Genomic DNA, 14,698 nt, shown 5'->3' on the forward strand with positions numbered 1-14,698 from the left:
GGGAGCGACATCATGGCACTAGATGCGACGGCCACGCACTCTCCCAGCAAGTATGATCGCCTGATCGCCGCGGCCAAGGCGATCCCGCCGGCGCCGACCGTCGTCGTGCATCCCTGCGACGAGACATCGTTGCGGGGCGCCGTCGACAGCGCGGCGGCCGGCATCGTCCGGCCCCTGCTGGTCGGGCCGGAACGGAAGATCAGGGATACGGCCGCCAGGTTTGCACTGGACATTTCGGGCTATGAGATCGTCGATGCCGCTCACAGCGACGATGCCGCGGCGAAGGGCGTCGAACTGATCCATGCCGCCCGCGGCGAACTGCTGATGAAGGGCAGCCTGCACACCGACGAGTTAATGCGTGCCGTCACCGCGAAGGCCGGAGGTTTGCGGACGGATCGACGCATAAGCCACGTTTTCGTCATGGACGTGCCGGCCTACGCCGAGACTATCTTTGTCACTGACGCCGCCATCAACATCTTTCCCGATCTGGATGCCAAGCGGGACATCATCCAGAATGCGATCGACCTCTACAACCAGGCCGGTTTCGGTCAGTCGCCGCGGGTCGCCATCCTCTCTGCGGTCGAGACGGTTACATCGAAAATTCCATCCACGATCGAGGCGGCGGCGCTCTGCAAGATGGCGGACCGCGGACAGATCACCGGCGGCGTGCTCGACGGGCCGCTGGCGTTCGACAATGCGATCGACCTGGAGTCCGCGCGGATCAAGGGCATCAAATCCGAGGTCGCCGGCCGGGCGCAGATCCTGGTCGTGCCTGACCTTGAATTCGGGCAACATGCTCGCTAAGAATCTCGCCTATTTCGCCAAGGCCGACGGCGCCGGCATTGTGCTCGGCGCGCGCGTGCCAGTTGTCCTGACCTCGCGTGCGGACAGCCCGAGAGCGCGGATGGCGTCCTGCGCGGTCGCGGCACTTTATGCTCATGCCCTGCGCCAAACGGCGCCGACGATTGCGGCGTGACCGCCATGGACAGCATCCTCGTCGTCAACGCCGGCTCGTCGAGCGTCAAGTTCCAGGTCTTCGTGATCGAGGGGGAAGGCACGCTTCGCCGGTTGATCAAGGGGCAGGTGGACGGCATCGGCAGCCGCCCGCGCCTGCGGGCGAGCGGTGCGGGCAGCGATCCCATGGCCGACCGGGCCTATCCGATCGAGGCCATTCCGGACGTTCCGGCGGCGATGAACCTGGCAGGCGAATGGCTGCGGAACGAAGTTCGTATCCATCCCATGGCGGTCGGGCATCGCGTGGTGCACGGTGGACCGGACTATGAGCGGCCGGTTCTGGTCGATCATGGCGTGGTGGCGCGACTGGAGCGCTTCGTCGCCCTGGCGCCGCTGCACCAGCCACACAATCTGGCGCCGATCCGCTCGATCCTGGCCAATTTCCCGACCGTGCCGCAGGTCGCCTGCTTCGATACCGCGTTTCACCGCACGCACGGCCCGCTGGCCGATCATTACGCCATTCCGCACCAGCTCCATGCCGAGGGCGTGCGGCGCTATGGCTTCCACGGGCTTTCCTATGAACACATATCCAGAACGCTACCCCAGACTGCACCGGAGATCGCAGAACGGCGCGTGATCGTCGCCCATCTCGGCAGCGGCGCATCGATGTGCGCCATGAAGGGCGGACAAAGCGTCGAGAGCACCATGGGATTCACCGCGCTTGACGGGCTGCCGATGGGCACGCGCCCCGGCCAGCTCGATCCAGGCGTCGTGCTGTATCTAATGTCCGAGAAGGGCATGACTGCCTCGAAGGTCCAGGAGTTCCTCTATCGCGATTGCGGATTGAAAGGTCTGTCCGGCGTCAGCAACGACATGCGCGAACTGGAGGCAAGCACCGATCCGCAAGCAAAGCTGGCAGTCGATTATTTCGTCTATCGCATTGGTCTCAACGCCGGGATGCTCGCCGCTGCGCTGCAAGGTGTTGACGCGTTCGTCTTTACCGCCGGCATCGGAGAGAACTCGAGCGGCATTCGGGCCCGCGTTGCGGCACACCTCGGCTGGCTCGGCGCCGCGCTTGATGCAACCGCGAATGCCCGTCACGCACGGCTGATATCGACGAAGAGCAGTCGCATCCCGGTCTACGTCATCCCGACCGACGAGGAGCTGATGATCGCGCAGCATACGTTGTCGCTGCTGATGAACGGCCAGTCGCCCAACGCCAGACATGAGAGGGTATCATGATTCCAGTATATCCGGACAGCAAGGTCGCCCTGAAGGGGAAGAAAGGCCTCGTCGTCGGCATCGCCAACGACCAGTCGATCGCCTGGGGCTGCGCCAGGGCGTTTCGCGCACTCGGCGCCGATCTCGCCGTCACTTACCTGAACGGCCGCGCCAAGAAGCACGTCGAGCCGCTCGCGCAGGCACTGGCGGCGCCGATCTTCCTGCCGCTCGACGTCATGGTTGAAGGCCAGACTGAAGCGGTGTTCGAGCGGATCAAATCGGAGTGGGGGCAGCTCGATTTCCTGCTTCATTCCATCGCATTCTCGCCGAAGGAGGCGCTGCACGGCCGCGTCGTCGATGTCGGCCGTGATGGCTTCCTGAAGACCATGGACGTCTCCTGCTGGTCATTCCTGCGAATGGCACATCTTGCCGAACCCTTGATGAAGAACGGCGGCACGATGTTCACCATGACCTATTACGGCAGCCAGATGGTGGTGGAGAACTACAACATCATGGGCGTCGCGAAGGCAGCCCTCGAGGCCTCCGTCCGTTACGCTGCCGCCGAATTAGGCCCGAAAGGCATCCGGGTCCACGCGATCTCGCCAGGACCGCTCGCCACGCGCGCAGCGTCAGGCATTCCCGAATTCGACGAGCTGATGGACAAAGCGCAGTCGAAAGCTCCCTCGCGCAGCCTCGTCAGCATCGATGATGTCGGCAATGCCACAGCGTTCCTGGCGCTCGACGGCGCCAAGCTGATCACCGGTGGTGTGCTCTATATCGACGGCGGCTATCACATCATCGATTGATCGCGCCGCGTTGCCAAGCCGGGCTGGCAGTCTGGGCCATGGGCTGACGATGGCATATTGTCACTGTGTTGCCCGACGGGTCAACCTCTTTCGTAAAATAAGAAATCGTAATGCCGTCAACCTCATGGCTACTGTGCATGGGGTTGTTTTTCGACTTTTTTGATTCAGCGATAGTGCAACGCGATCAACTCGGCGACGCAAGCAGGCTTCTTGCCGTCCTCGATCTCGATCACGAGGTGATAGTTGACACGCAGCCCGTCCGGCGGCACGTCCTCGGCTTCGGCGATCGTGACGCGGCCGCGCAGTTTCGAGCCCGCCGGCACCGGCGCAAGATACCTGATCCGGTCGGCGCCGTAGTTGAGCGTGTTGCGCAGGCCCTTCAGGCCGATGACCGAGCGGATGAAGAGTGGGGCCAGTGCAAGTGACAGCAGGCCGTGGGCGATGGTCTTGCCGCCGGGCATCTCTTGCTTCGCGCGCTCCTGGTCGACATGGATCCATTGCTCGTCGCAGGTCGCCTCGGCGAATTGGTTGATGCGGTCCTGCGTGATCTCGATCCAGTCGCTGGCACCGATCTCGGAGCCGACGGCAGATTTGATCTCGTCGAAGTCGCTGAATATACGCATGGGTTAACCTGCTCAGAGTCTCATTTCCGGAACACTGTCGGGGATAGCGAGCTCGGCCTCCGTTAGCGCCAAGACCTCGCCGACGCTCATGCCGGGCGCGGTTTCGAGCAATGTGGCCTTGCCATCGGGGAAACCAATCACGGCCATGTCGGTCACGACCAAACTCACAGGACGCGCCGAGGTCAGCGGCAAGGAGCATTTTGCCACGATCTTGGACTTGCCCTTCGCCGCGTGCTGCATGGCGACGATCACGCGTTTGGCGCCGCTGACGAGGTCCATTGCGCCGCCCATGCCCGGCACCATCTTGCCAGGGATCATCCAATTGGCCAGATGGCCGCGTGCATCGACCTGAAGGCCACCGAGCACGGTGACATCGACGTGGCCGCCGCGGATCAGTCCGAACGACATTGCGCTATCGAAGGTGGAGGCGCCCGGCAGCGCACTGATCGGGCGCCCGCCGGCATCGGTGAGTGTTGGATGGGCCATGCCCTGCTCTGGAATCGGCCCAGTGCCGATCAATCCATTCTCCGACTGGAAGAACACTTTCAGATCGGACGGCACGTAGTTCGCGACCAGCGTCGGAATGCCGATACCGAGATTGACGAGATTGCCGCTCCTCAACTCCTTGGCGACGCGCCGGGCGATGATGATCTGGGGATCCATGATGTCACCCGTTGGTGATGAGATAGTCGACGAGCGGTGCGGGGGTGACGACGTGATCGGGCGCAATCACGCCAACGGGCACAATGTGCTCGGCCGTCACGATGACGGTGTCCGCCGCCATCGCCATGACCGGGTTGAAATTGCGCGAAGTGAGCGCGTAGGCGAGGTTGCCGAGATAATCGGCGAGGAAGGCGTGCACCAATGCGAATTGCGCCCGCAGCGCCGTTTCCAGCAGGAATGGCTTGCCGTCGACTTCGATCTGACGCTTGCCTTCGGCAACGAGCGTCCCGACGCCCGTGGGCGTCAGCACGCCGCCGAGGCCGCATCCGCCGGCGCGGATGCGTTCGACGAACGTGCCTTGCGGAACGAGATCGACGGCGATCTGGTTGGCCAGCATCTGCTGCTGCGCCTTCGGATTGAGGCCGATATGCGTTGCCGTCAGCTTTGATACCAACGCCTGATCGAACAGCTTGCCGACGCCCTTGCCGGGCGTCGCCGCGTCGTTCGAGATCAAAGTCAGGCCTGCCTTCTTCTGGCGAACGACTTCGTCGAGCAGCCGCTCCGGAGTCCCGACTCCCATGAATCCGCCAACCATGACGCTGGCGCCCGCCGGGATCATCGCAACGGCTTCTTCGACGGAAACGGCCTTCATGATTAAAACTCCCGGTCGGCCGACGATGGGTAGAAGGGCGGCAATGCGCGGATGTTGGAGCTCGACGATTGCTCTCCCTTGATCTGCATCAAGGCTTCCAATCATTCGATTCGGGGTGCGTGGATGCCGATGCTTCCGAGTATTTCGTGCCAAAGCTTGCGAACGCCGGCGTGACGCTGTTCGAGGGCCGCACTCACCGCATTTCGATGCGGCGCCAGGTCCGCACCCGCTCCGCCAGCCGATAAGTAGCGAAATTGTGCTTGTTAACCACGCACATCATCGCGATCAATCTGCCCCAATATTACGCGAGCCAGTTCCGAACGGATTCTCAACAGCTGAGAAGTGGCCGGTATTCTTGAGCGCCACCATCTGCGCAGCAGGGATCAGCGACCGCGTGCGTTCGCGCTCATTCGGCCGAGACCAGTCGCTGTCGCCATAAATGAGCGTCACCGGAGCCGAGATCTGCCGATAGTAGTCGCGGGCCTTGCTCCAGGATCGCCAACCAGCCAGCACCTTGCGTGCGATCCGCTTGTATCCCGGACGGTGGGCGACTTCGTCGAACTCGGCGAGCAGATCGGCCGGCAGCCTGCGGGGATCGTGATATCCCCCGCCCATGATCTTGCCGAGGATCATCTTGTTTTCGAGCGACGCATTCACCGCGCCGAGCACCGGGATCTGCAAACTTCCAATGATGAAATTCGCGAGCCAGTTGCCGCGTCGAATCCCGTCCCCGTAGCGGGTCTCGTAGTCGTAAGGGTTGATCGCATAGACCCGCTTCACGCGCTGTGGAAGCGACGCCGCCACCGTGAGGGCCAGTGCCCCGCCGATCGACTCGCCCACGATCGTGACGTTCGAGAGATCGAGCTCGCCGATGAAGCCAATGATGGCTCGCCTGAAGTAGGGTTCGTCAAAGCTCGCAGTTGAATCTATTGGTGAGTGTCCATGGCCTGGAAGGTCAATGGCGTACACCGTGTGCGATCCGGCGAGAAGGGGGGCAAGACTGCGGAAATATTCGAGCTGCGTCCGGATCGTATGTATGAGGAGCAGCGGAGGCCCGTTGCCGGTCTTTTGAAAACGTACACTCAGCGTGTCCGATATCTTGAGCAGACTTGGTTTGATGTCACTCGGGCTAAGCATTCGATCTCTCTGTGCTTTAGGGGGTGATCTTTCAAACGGCAGCGGCGTCGCGAACCTGTTCGGCCGCTGCATCCAAAAGCGCCTGAGCCAGATCAGGGTCGTTGACGACGCGCGACAGCGTCACCGCGCCGACCATGATTGAGAGAATGGCCATGGCCTTGCCGCGGGACGCCTCGCCGCCGGTCTCGGCAATGAAGCGGCCGAGCACGTCGAGATGCGCCTTGATTCCCGCTTCGAAGGCCGCCTTCACGTCGGGGCCCTGTCGGGCAGCATCTGAGCCGAGCGCCACGATCGGGCAGCCGTCCATCCTTTCTTCGCGATGGTCGCCGCTGAGGTAGAACGCGATCACCGCGCCAAGCGGATCGTCCGGATTCTGCTCGGCCGCGTCCGACCATCGATGGGACGCACTTTCCAACGCGCGCCTGGACGCCTCTATCGCCAAATCCTCTTTTGACGCGAATTGCTTGTAGAAGGCGCCCTGGGTTAGCCCGGCCGCCTCCATCAGATCCTTGAGCCCGATCCCATCGAATCCGCGCTCCCTAAAGAGGCGGCTTGCCACATTGATCACGGTTTGGCGGTTCTCCGCAGCCTGAACGCGACTTACTCGCATCAGCATCCTCCATTTTAGATTACATTCGAACTCTAATATGTCAGATAGAAGCCGAGCGCAATCTATCAAGCCCCAAGAGCGCTCTTTTGGGGGAGACCGCCCTCCAATCTCGCTTGAGGCCTGAAATCACACTTTCGTTGTTCCCCCGTTTTAGATTGCGAACAACATCTAAATGGAATATAGAGTTCGAATGGAATCTAAATCTGGGAGACGGACATGAAGATGCGGGGTTTTGCGGTCTTGGCCGGTATTTTGATCCCGGCAGGGGTGGCCACATTCGTTGCTCTCGCCATTCCAGCTAAAGAAGCCTCTGCCGTGGGCGACCCGAGGCAGGAGCCGCCGATGGTCAGGCTGATCACGGCCGCGCGGGTGGGCGGATCCGAGCGCGGGTTCACGGGTACCATTGGCGCGAGGGTGGAAAGCAATCTGGGCTTTCGCGTCGCCGGGAAGATTGTCGAACGGCTCGTGAATGTCGGTGAGCAGGTCAAGTCCGGGCAGCCGCTGATGCGGATCGACGAAACTGACCTGCGCCTTGCGCTTACGGCGAAGCGCAACGCAGTCGCCGCAGCGCGCGCAACGGTCGTTCAGACGGATGCGGATGAGCGGCGATACGCCAACCTCGTCAACGACGGGTGGACGTCCCGGCAGCGATACGAGCAGGCGAAGGCCGCGTCGGATACAGCCAAAGCGCAGCTCGCATCGGCGGAAGCCGAAGCAGGGGTAGCCGAGAACCAAGCAACTTACTCCGTCCTGGTGGCGGATGCGGACGGAACGGTCACCCAAACGCTTGGCGAGCCCGGACAAGTGGTCTCCGCCGGCCAGACCGTGGTTCGGCTTGCACAGGCCGGTCCTCGCGAAGCCGTGGTGACGCTTCCCGAAACGATCCGGCCGGCGATCGGCTCGCTCGCCGAGGCAAGCCTGTATGGGAACGATGGGCGACGCTATGCGGCGCATCTCCGGCAGTTGTCCGATTCCGCCGACGCCCAAACCCGCACCTACGAGGCCCGCTATGTGCTCGACGGTGAAGCTGCGGCAGCCCCGCTTGGCGCGACGGTCACTATTCGGCTTGCAAGCCAGGAGGCTAAGCCGGAAGTCCAGGTCCCGCTGGGAGCCGTGCTTGATAACGGCAGAATGACAGGCGTCTGGGTGTTCGACAGCGCCAGCTCGACCGTACGCTTTCAGTCCATCAAGCTCCTGCGAGTGACCAGCGAAACAGCCGTTATTTCTGGATCGAATTCCGGTGACCAAATTGTTTCCCTCGGTGCTCACCTCCTGCACGAGGGCGCGCGCGTCAGGACTGCCTCTGAAAGCAGGAGCAACTGATGAGCTTCAATCTTTCCGCGCTGGCCGTTCGCGAGCGGGCCGTAACCCTCTTTTTCATCCTTCTGCTGGCGGCCGCGGGCGCCTACGCCTTCGTCATGCTCGGGCGGGCCGAGGACCCGTCCTTCACCATCAAGACGCTGACGGTGACCACGGTATGGCCGGGCGCGACGGCGAGCGAGATGCAGGACCAGGTCGCCGAACCCCTGGAGAAGCGGATTCAGGAGCTCACCTGGTACGACCGGGTGGAGACGACCACGCGGCCCGGTTATGCGTACATGACGGTGACGCTGAAAGACAGCACGCCGCCATCGAGCGTGCAGGAGGAGTTTTATCAGGCCCGCAAGAAGCTAGGCGATGAAGCCCGCAAGCTGCCCTCTGGCGTGCTTGGCCCCTTCGTCAACGACGAATATTCGGACGTGAGCTTCGCCCTTTATGCCCTCAAGGCCAAGGGCATGCCGATGCGCGAGCTCGCAAGGCAAGCCGAGACCATTCGTCAGGATCTCCTGCACGTACCCGGCGTGAAGAAGATCAATATCCTCGGTGAGCGTCCCGAACAGATATTCATCGAGTTTTCCTATGCCAAACTGACGACCCTCGGCATATCGGCACAGGATATTGTTGCTGCCTTGCAGCGGCAGAACACGGTCACACCTGCAGGCTCGATCGACACCAAGGGGCCGCAGGTCTTCATCCGGGTCGATGGCGCTTATGATAGCGTTCAGGCGATCGCCGACACCCCGATCGTCGCTGCGGGGCGGACGCTGAAACTCTCCGACATCGCGGAAGTCCGCCGCGGTTACGAGGATCCTCCCACCTACCTGATCCGACACCAAGGCGAGCCCGCTGTGATGCTCGCTGCGGTCATGCAAGAGGGTTGGGATGGCCTCGCGCTCGGCAAGGCGCTGGAAGCGAGGTCCGCAGCTATCTCTCGCACGCTCCCACTCGGGATGACGCTGGCCAAGGTCAGCGACCAGGCCGTCAACATCACCTCGGCGGTTGACGAATTCATGATGAAGTTTGCGATGGCGCTCGGCGTGGTGCTGCTGGTGAGCCTGCTCAGCCTCGGCTGGCGCGTTGGCATCGTTGTCGCGGCTGCCGTCCCTTTGACGCTTGCCGTCGTGTTTCTCATCATGTTGGAGACCGGTCGGTTCTTCGACCGGATCACGCTCGGCGCTCTCATCCTGGCGCTCGGCCTTCTCGTCGACGATGCCATCATCGCCATCGAGGTGATGGTGGTGAAAATGGAAGAGGGCATGGATCGCCTATCGGCGGCGGCTTATGCCTGGAGTCACACGGCGGCGCCGATGCTGTCCGGAACACTCGTAACGGTCGCCGGGTTTCTGCCGGTGGGCTTCGCCCGCTCGACGGCTGGCGAATACGCCGGCAACATCTTCTGGGTGGTGGGCTTTGCCCTCATCGTCTCCTGGATCGTCGCGGTGGTCTTCACGCCCTATCTTGGCGTCAGGATGCTGCCCGCGATTAAGCCCGTCGCAGGCGGTCACCAAGCGATCTACGACACACCGAACTATCGGCGCCTGCGAGCGCTCATCACCCTCGCGGTACGCCATAAGTTCGTGACCAGCGCCATCGTCGCGGTCGCCTTCGCGCTTGCCGGGGCCGGCATGGGCGCCGTCAAACAGCAGTTCTTCCCGACCTCCGACCGCCCGGAAGTGCTGGTGGAGGTCCGTCTGCCGGAAGGTACCAGCATCGAGACGACGACGGCCACGGTCGAGAAGCTCGAACACTGGCTTGACCACCAGTCGGAGGCCAAGATCGTGACGAGCTATGTCGGTCAGGGAGCGCCGCGCTTCTTCTTCGCGATGGCGCCGGAGCTGCCCGATCCAGCCTTTGCCAAGATCGTCGTACTGACACCGGACGCAGAGGCCCGCGAGGCTTTGAAGCACCGGCTCCGAGAAGCGGTTTCACAGGGCCTTGCAGCTGAGGCCAATGTGCGCGTCACCCAGCTCGTTTTCGGACCATATACGCCTTTCCCGGTGGAGTTTCGGGTGATGGGGCCTGATCCGGCGCAATTGTACGATATTTCTCAAAAGGCCCTCGGTGTCATGCGTGGCGTTCCCGACGTACGGCAGGCCAATCGCGACTGGGGTAATCGCACGCCCGTGCTCCGCTTCATCCCGGATCAGGATCGACTGAATCTCATCGGTCTTTCGCCAGCCGAGGTAGGCCGGCAGCTCCAGTTCCTGCTCACGGGCATCACGGTTACGCAGGTCCGCGAGGATATCCGCAATGTCCCCATCGTGGCGCGCAGCGCCGGCGGCGAGCGGCTGGATCCGGCGCGTCTGGCGGACTTCTCGTTGATGAGCCGGGACGGCCGCTCGATCCCGCTCGACCAGGTCGGCCACTCGGAAGTCCGACTTGAAGAGCCGATTCTCAAGCGCCGTGATCGCACACCAGTCGTCACGATCCGCTCGGACATCAATGAGGCGACCCAACCTCCGGAGGTCTCCAAGGAGATCAAGACGGCCCTTCAGCCGCTGATCGCATCCCTTCCGGCCGGCTATCGTATCGAGTTGGGCGGATCGATCGAGGAGGCAACCAAGGCCAATGACGCGCTGGCGACGATCTTTCCCGCCATGATAGCCGCCATGTTGATCGTCGTCATGCTCCAGGTGCGATCGTTCTCGACGATGGCGATGGTCATGCTAACGGCCCCGCTGGGCTTGGTCGGCGTCGTGCCGATGTTGCTCACCTTCAATCAGCCGTTCGGATTCAACGCGATTCTGGGCCTGATAGGACTGGCCGGCATCCTGATGCGCAATACTCTGATCCTGACCGAACAAATCAAGGAGAACCGCGCTGCCGGCCTTGATGATTATCACGCCGTCATCGAGGCCACGGTGCAACGTACGAGGCCGGTGATCCTGACCGCGCTTGCTGCGGTGCTGGCCTTCATCCCTCTAACGCATTCAGTCTTCTGGGGATCGATGGCCTATACGCTGATCGGCGGCACGGCGGTCGGAACGGTCCTGATTCTGCTGTTCCTTCCCGCGCTTTATGCCGCATGGTTTCGGATCAAGCCGACCGCAGATGACATCCACGAGGTTTCGCGCGAGAAGCCGGAATTGCGACCAGCATTGGCGGCCGAGTAGGGCTCCGTCAGATCCATGAATCGTCCGATCCGAACAGGAAATGATTCAGACGAGGCGCGCGCGCATTCTGGAGGTGGCCGAGGAGCGCTTTCGCAGCGTCGGTTACCACAGGACGTCGGTGGCCGACATCGCCGCCAAACTCGGCATGAGCCCGGCGAATGTCTACCGTTTCTTTCCCTCCAGAAATGCGATCAATGAGTCCATCTGCAGCCGGCTTGTGAACGAGATCGCCGAAATTGCCTTTGCGATCGCCCGCACGAACGCGCCGGCCACGGAGAAACTCGACCAACTCCTGACCGCCATTCACAGCCATACCAAGATGACGCTGGTCAAGGAAAGGTACATGCATGACCTGATTGCTACTGCCACGCGGGAGAACTGGGCGATCGCCAAAGCGCATATTGAGCGGATGGTAGCGATCGTGGAGGCGATCATACGCGAGGGCATCGAATCCGGTGAATTCCAGGTCGAAGACGCCGCGGAAGCGGCACGAGCGGTCAGGTTGGCGTTCATGCCATTCTTCCATCCGATTCTGATCGAGCATTGTGTTCAACAACGCGGAGACACGGAGGCAGACATGCGCGGCCAGATTCGTTTTATCCTGAAGGCGCTCGGCAAGTCTGACCAAGCAGCCTGCCGTATTCCGGCATGATGCACCCACGCGCCGGCCGCGAGGTGGGACGCTCTTCCCCCGGAATAAACGTTTCTGATCCAAGAGTTCATCCTGACCCGTCGGCGATCGTAGATTGAGGATGCCGTTCTGGAACAAAGTCCCGCCTGGGCGTTGTTTTGGTATGGTTCGTGAAGGCCCAGCAGAGCCGCCCCCTCCGCCCAAGGAACCCTATCCGGCAGAGAAGGCAAGGGGCGGAGAGATCATTCTTCGCACGCCGGCGAGAAGAGCGATCTTCTTGGCCGGGCTCATCGGTGCTCTGGTGCTGGCGGCATTCTTCTTCGTTTTGGCCCGCTAGGCGCCGAGATCGGGCGGAGAGTAGCGGATGGCGCAGTCCCGAAAGGCTGGTGGCGGCTCGCCCGCGTTTCTCTTCGTGATGACGACGGGTGTTGTCAACCTGTTTGGGGACATCACCTACGAAGGCGGCGCCAGCATTAACGGGCCCTTCATGGCGACGCTGGGTGCGAGTGCAGCCGTCGTCAGCGTCACGGCGGGGCTGGGTGAGTTTCTCGGCTATGCCTTGCGTCTGCCCGCCGGCTACGCAGCGGACCGCACCGGCCGCTATTGGCTGATCACCTTCGTCGGCTACGTGATCAACCTCCTTGCGGTGCCGGCAATGGCGCTCGCCGGGAGCTGGCAGTTGGCCGCCGCTCTGGTTCTCGCCGAGCGGATAGGGCGGGCGCTGCGGAAGCCGACGATCGAAGCCATGCTCTCCTACACGACGGGTGAGCTCGGCAAAGGCTGGGTCTACGCGCTGAACACCGCGCTCGACGAGATCGGCGCGACCTTGGGGCCGCTTATCGTTGCGCTGGTGCTTCTGCTGAAGGGGGATTTCAGGACGGGGTACGCCTTCCTGACGATCTCGGCGGCGGCGGCGCTCATCACGCTGGTGGTCGCCCGGGTGAACTTCCCGACACCGTCGCATCTGGAACAGGGCCGCACGGCACCGGCTAGAGACTTCTCCAAAGCCTATTGGCTGTACATGCTGGCCGGCGCGCTGTTTGCGTCCGGGTTGATGAGCTTCGAACTGATCTCCTACCATCTAGCCAAGGCGAAGATTGCCTCCGAGCAGTGGATCCCCGTGATGCTTGCGATCTCGACGGCATTCGGCGTTCTTGCGAACCTGGCCTTCGGAAAGATCTACGATCGCATCGGGCTTCCCATCGTGATCGTCGCGGTGTGCATCGCGGCCGCGTTCTCGCCCTTCGTGTTCTTGGGTGGCTTCTGGCTGGTGCTGTTCGGCATGCTGCTCTGGGGCGCCGGCTATGCGATTCAGGACACGCTGCTCAAGGCGCTCGTTGCCGAGGTGCTTCCCGAAGGAAAGCGAAACTTCGCGTTCGGGCTGTACTATGCGGGCTACGGCGTTGGGTGGCTCGTCGGCAGTATCGCGACCGGCCTGCTGTACGAAAACTCCCGAGCCGGATTGATCACGTTCTCGATCGTGATGCAGCTCGCCTCCGTACCGGTGTTTATAGTGGCGGAACGGCAGGGGCGCCCCAACTGATGCTTCTCCGAAAGGGCTCGTGTTCCGTTATCGAGGATGGTGTCTCCTAGGCGGTGCTGCTTCCGTAGACGATGTTCTTGATCGCATCCACGGACGCCTTCGGTGCTTTGCGAGGGGCGAAGTGACCGACACCAGGAAGCAAGTGACGCTCCTGGTGCTGTCCGCGACGTCCGAGATCGGACGAATTCACGGTTCGCAAAGCGTCGCCGATCGCTATCAGCAACACTATGGGCCGATCGGCAACTACGCACTCAATTCCTACGATGCGACGCGCATGCTGCTCTCCGCAATCGAGTGGAGCGCAGGGGAGGTGGCGGAGTTTCCTCGTTCAGGCTGCTGACGACCTTTGCGTCGGCCACAATGATCGGATCTCCTCGGGCAGCGAGTGTCGCACCTTCTCTATCTGATTGGGATCGACATGGTGACTTAGCACGCGGAACACTGCACGCGCCGCTTCGACGGTATCGACCGGTTTCACCGACTTCATCTGTGCCGATACGAGCGCAATAAATTCATCCGCCGACCTCCAGGTCTGTGGCGTGTCGCTCGGACGCCACTGTTCGAAATAACTGCCGCGCACCAAGAGCGGTAGTTGCGCGCCAAGGTGAACGGCGAGGTTGAGCGGAACGCGATCGCGCACGGTCCGTAGTACCGCCCCCAAGGCGTGCCACGCCAATTGCCTGTCGCGCGGCAGTGTCGTCATGATCTCATCCAGCCAGACGTTCGTCAGGTGGATCGTTCTGTCGAATACATCGAGACCTGTGGCGCTCATGGGATCACTCCATCGCTGGTTTGCGAAGGCAATGGAGCGTCCGCGGATACGTTCCAAAAAGGCTCAGCCAGAGTCGAAGATGTGAAGCCTGCGGTTCTTCGCAAGGTTCTGACGGGCCATGCCAACCCGTCGTCAAGCCGCCCGTGGCGCAATGGACGATCCTTGCGACCCGCTGCCCGTCAAACCAATCTTGACACGTACCACCTGATCTCGATCCTGCAATTCGGGCAGGTCGGTGGCTCCAAAATGGGTCAGCGAGCTCCTGAGGCGATGCACGACGCCAGAGTGTGCCCACGCGTCAAGCGCGTTTCTCTTCATTCGGGAATGGTTCGAACGTTCGGCGGCCCAGAAATGTGTCCGGTATGGGTCGACGCAGCACCTCGGTGGCTTGCCTGGCCATTTCGTGCATGCGAGCGAGCTGTTCGGCATCCCCGCGCTTCGAATGGTCGAGGCGATAAATCCGTGTCGCATGCTTCATGATTTGGCTCCGCCTTTCGGGATCTTCTCCGCCAACACCACCACTCCAGGATGGTTCGCAAGGGAACAGACATTCAGCGATTCACATTTGGTTGTGCTGTGCCTCGAACGCATCTCGCGAGCTATCCTTCCGGCGTCGGGGCTTAGATGGAGGCTGGAAGGAATATTTTCTGCAT

14 protein-coding genes and 1 pseudogene are annotated in these 14,698 nt (G+C 61.9%); 8 read left to right on the plus strand and 7 right to left on the minus strand.

The window, feature by feature from the left end; genetic code table 11:
• The first annotated feature begins 12 nt into the window (after nucleotides 1-12).
• The 3 genes and pseudogenes from ACSKB8_RS21530 (at nucleotide 13) to fabI (ending at nucleotide 2,981) form a co-directional block, all read left to right on the plus strand.
• Nucleotides 13-976: pseudogene (locus tag ACSKB8_RS21530) on the plus strand (phosphate acetyltransferase).
• Between the two features lie 5 nt (nucleotides 977-981).
• The gene (locus tag ACSKB8_RS21535) at nucleotides 982-2,196 is read left to right on the plus strand and encodes an acetate/propionate family kinase (RefSeq protein ID WP_438110620.1); all 1,215 of its coding nucleotides are present in this window, start codon (nucleotides 982-984) and stop codon (nucleotides 2,194-2,196) included.
• Nucleotides 2,193-2,981, plus strand: coding sequence for an enoyl-ACP reductase FabI (gene fabI / locus ACSKB8_RS21540; protein WP_438106202.1), 789 nt, complete (start codon nucleotides 2,193-2,195; stop codon nucleotides 2,979-2,981). Before ACSKB8_RS21535 ends, fabI begins: the two co-directional genes overlap by 4 nt.
• A 164-nt stretch (nucleotides 2,982-3,145) precedes the next feature.
• On the opposite strand, the gene ACSKB8_RS21545 is transcribed toward fabI, so the two are convergent.
• From ACSKB8_RS21545 to ACSKB8_RS21565, 5 genes are all read right to left on the minus strand, one after another.
• Nucleotides 3,146-3,604 carry a MaoC family dehydratase gene (locus ACSKB8_RS21545; RefSeq protein ID WP_438106204.1) on the minus strand — a complete coding sequence of 153 codons (459 nt, stop codon included), beginning with the start codon at nucleotides 3,602-3,604 and terminating at the stop codon, nucleotides 3,146-3,148.
• Between the two features lie 12 nt (nucleotides 3,605-3,616).
• The gene (locus ACSKB8_RS21550) at nucleotides 3,617-4,267 is read right to left on the minus strand and encodes a 3-oxoacid CoA-transferase subunit B (RefSeq protein ID WP_438106206.1); all 651 of its coding nucleotides are present in this window, start codon (nucleotides 4,265-4,267) and stop codon (nucleotides 3,617-3,619) included.
• Between the two features lie 4 nt (nucleotides 4,268-4,271).
• Nucleotides 4,272-4,919, minus strand: coding sequence for a CoA transferase subunit A (locus tag ACSKB8_RS21555; RefSeq protein ID WP_128939404.1), 648 nt, complete (start codon nucleotides 4,917-4,919; stop codon nucleotides 4,272-4,274).
• 285 nt (nucleotides 4,920-5,204) lie between these two features.
• Nucleotides 5,205-6,056 (minus strand): alpha/beta fold hydrolase, encoded by an 852-nt coding sequence (locus ACSKB8_RS21560; RefSeq protein WP_438106208.1) that lies wholly within the window; start codon nucleotides 6,054-6,056, stop codon nucleotides 5,205-5,207.
• 31 nt (nucleotides 6,057-6,087) lie between these two features.
• Nucleotides 6,088-6,666 carry a TetR/AcrR family transcriptional regulator gene (locus ACSKB8_RS21565; protein ID WP_438106210.1) on the minus strand — a complete coding sequence of 193 codons (579 nt, stop codon included), beginning with the start codon at nucleotides 6,664-6,666 and terminating at the stop codon, nucleotides 6,088-6,090.
• 216 nt (nucleotides 6,667-6,882) lie between these two features.
• Between ACSKB8_RS21565 and ACSKB8_RS21570 the strand changes: the two genes are divergently transcribed.
• The 5 genes from ACSKB8_RS21570 (at nucleotide 6,883) to ACSKB8_RS21590 (ending at nucleotide 13,613) form a co-directional block, all read left to right on the plus strand.
• Nucleotides 6,883-7,989 (plus strand): efflux RND transporter periplasmic adaptor subunit, encoded by a 1,107-nt coding sequence (locus tag ACSKB8_RS21570; RefSeq protein ID WP_438106212.1) that lies wholly within the window; start codon nucleotides 6,883-6,885, stop codon nucleotides 7,987-7,989.
• Entirely contained in the window at nucleotides 7,989-11,099 is a 3,111-nt protein-coding gene (locus ACSKB8_RS21575; RefSeq protein WP_438106214.1) for an efflux RND transporter permease subunit, read from the plus strand. The genes ACSKB8_RS21570 and ACSKB8_RS21575 overlap by 1 nt, the downstream gene beginning before the upstream one ends.
• 40 nt (nucleotides 11,100-11,139) lie before the next feature.
• Entirely contained in the window at nucleotides 11,140-11,751 is a 612-nt protein-coding gene (locus ACSKB8_RS21580; protein ID WP_438106216.1) for a TetR/AcrR family transcriptional regulator, read from the plus strand.
• A 343-nt stretch (nucleotides 11,752-12,094) separates the two neighbouring features.
• Nucleotides 12,095-13,273: an MFS transporter gene (locus tag ACSKB8_RS21585; RefSeq protein WP_438106218.1), complete on the plus strand. Its 1,179-nt coding sequence runs from the start codon at nucleotides 12,095-12,097 to the stop codon at nucleotides 13,271-13,273.
• A gap of 121 nt (nucleotides 13,274-13,394) precedes the next feature.
• On the plus strand, nucleotides 13,395-13,613 hold the full coding sequence (locus tag ACSKB8_RS21590; protein ID WP_438106220.1) for a hypothetical protein: 219 nt from the start codon (nucleotides 13,395-13,397) through the stop codon (nucleotides 13,611-13,613).
• Here the strand turns inward: ACSKB8_RS21590 and ACSKB8_RS21595 are convergent.
• Nucleotides 13,602-14,045, minus strand: a complete 444-nt coding sequence (locus ACSKB8_RS21595) for a DUF2267 domain-containing protein (protein ID WP_091878386.1) — start codon at nucleotides 14,043-14,045, stop codon at nucleotides 13,602-13,604. The genes ACSKB8_RS21590 and ACSKB8_RS21595 overlap by 12 nt on opposite strands.
• Before the next feature lie 298 nt (nucleotides 14,046-14,343).
• On the minus strand, nucleotides 14,344-14,523 hold the full coding sequence (locus ACSKB8_RS21600; RefSeq protein ID WP_438106222.1) for a hypothetical protein: 180 nt from the start codon (nucleotides 14,521-14,523) through the stop codon (nucleotides 14,344-14,346).
• Between the last annotated feature and the right edge of the window lie 175 nt (nucleotides 14,524-14,698).

It is taken from the genome of Bradyrhizobium sp. BR 1432 (assembly GCF_051547705.1).
Lineage (GTDB): Bacteria > Pseudomonadota > Alphaproteobacteria > Rhizobiales > Xanthobacteraceae > Bradyrhizobium > Bradyrhizobium zhanjiangense.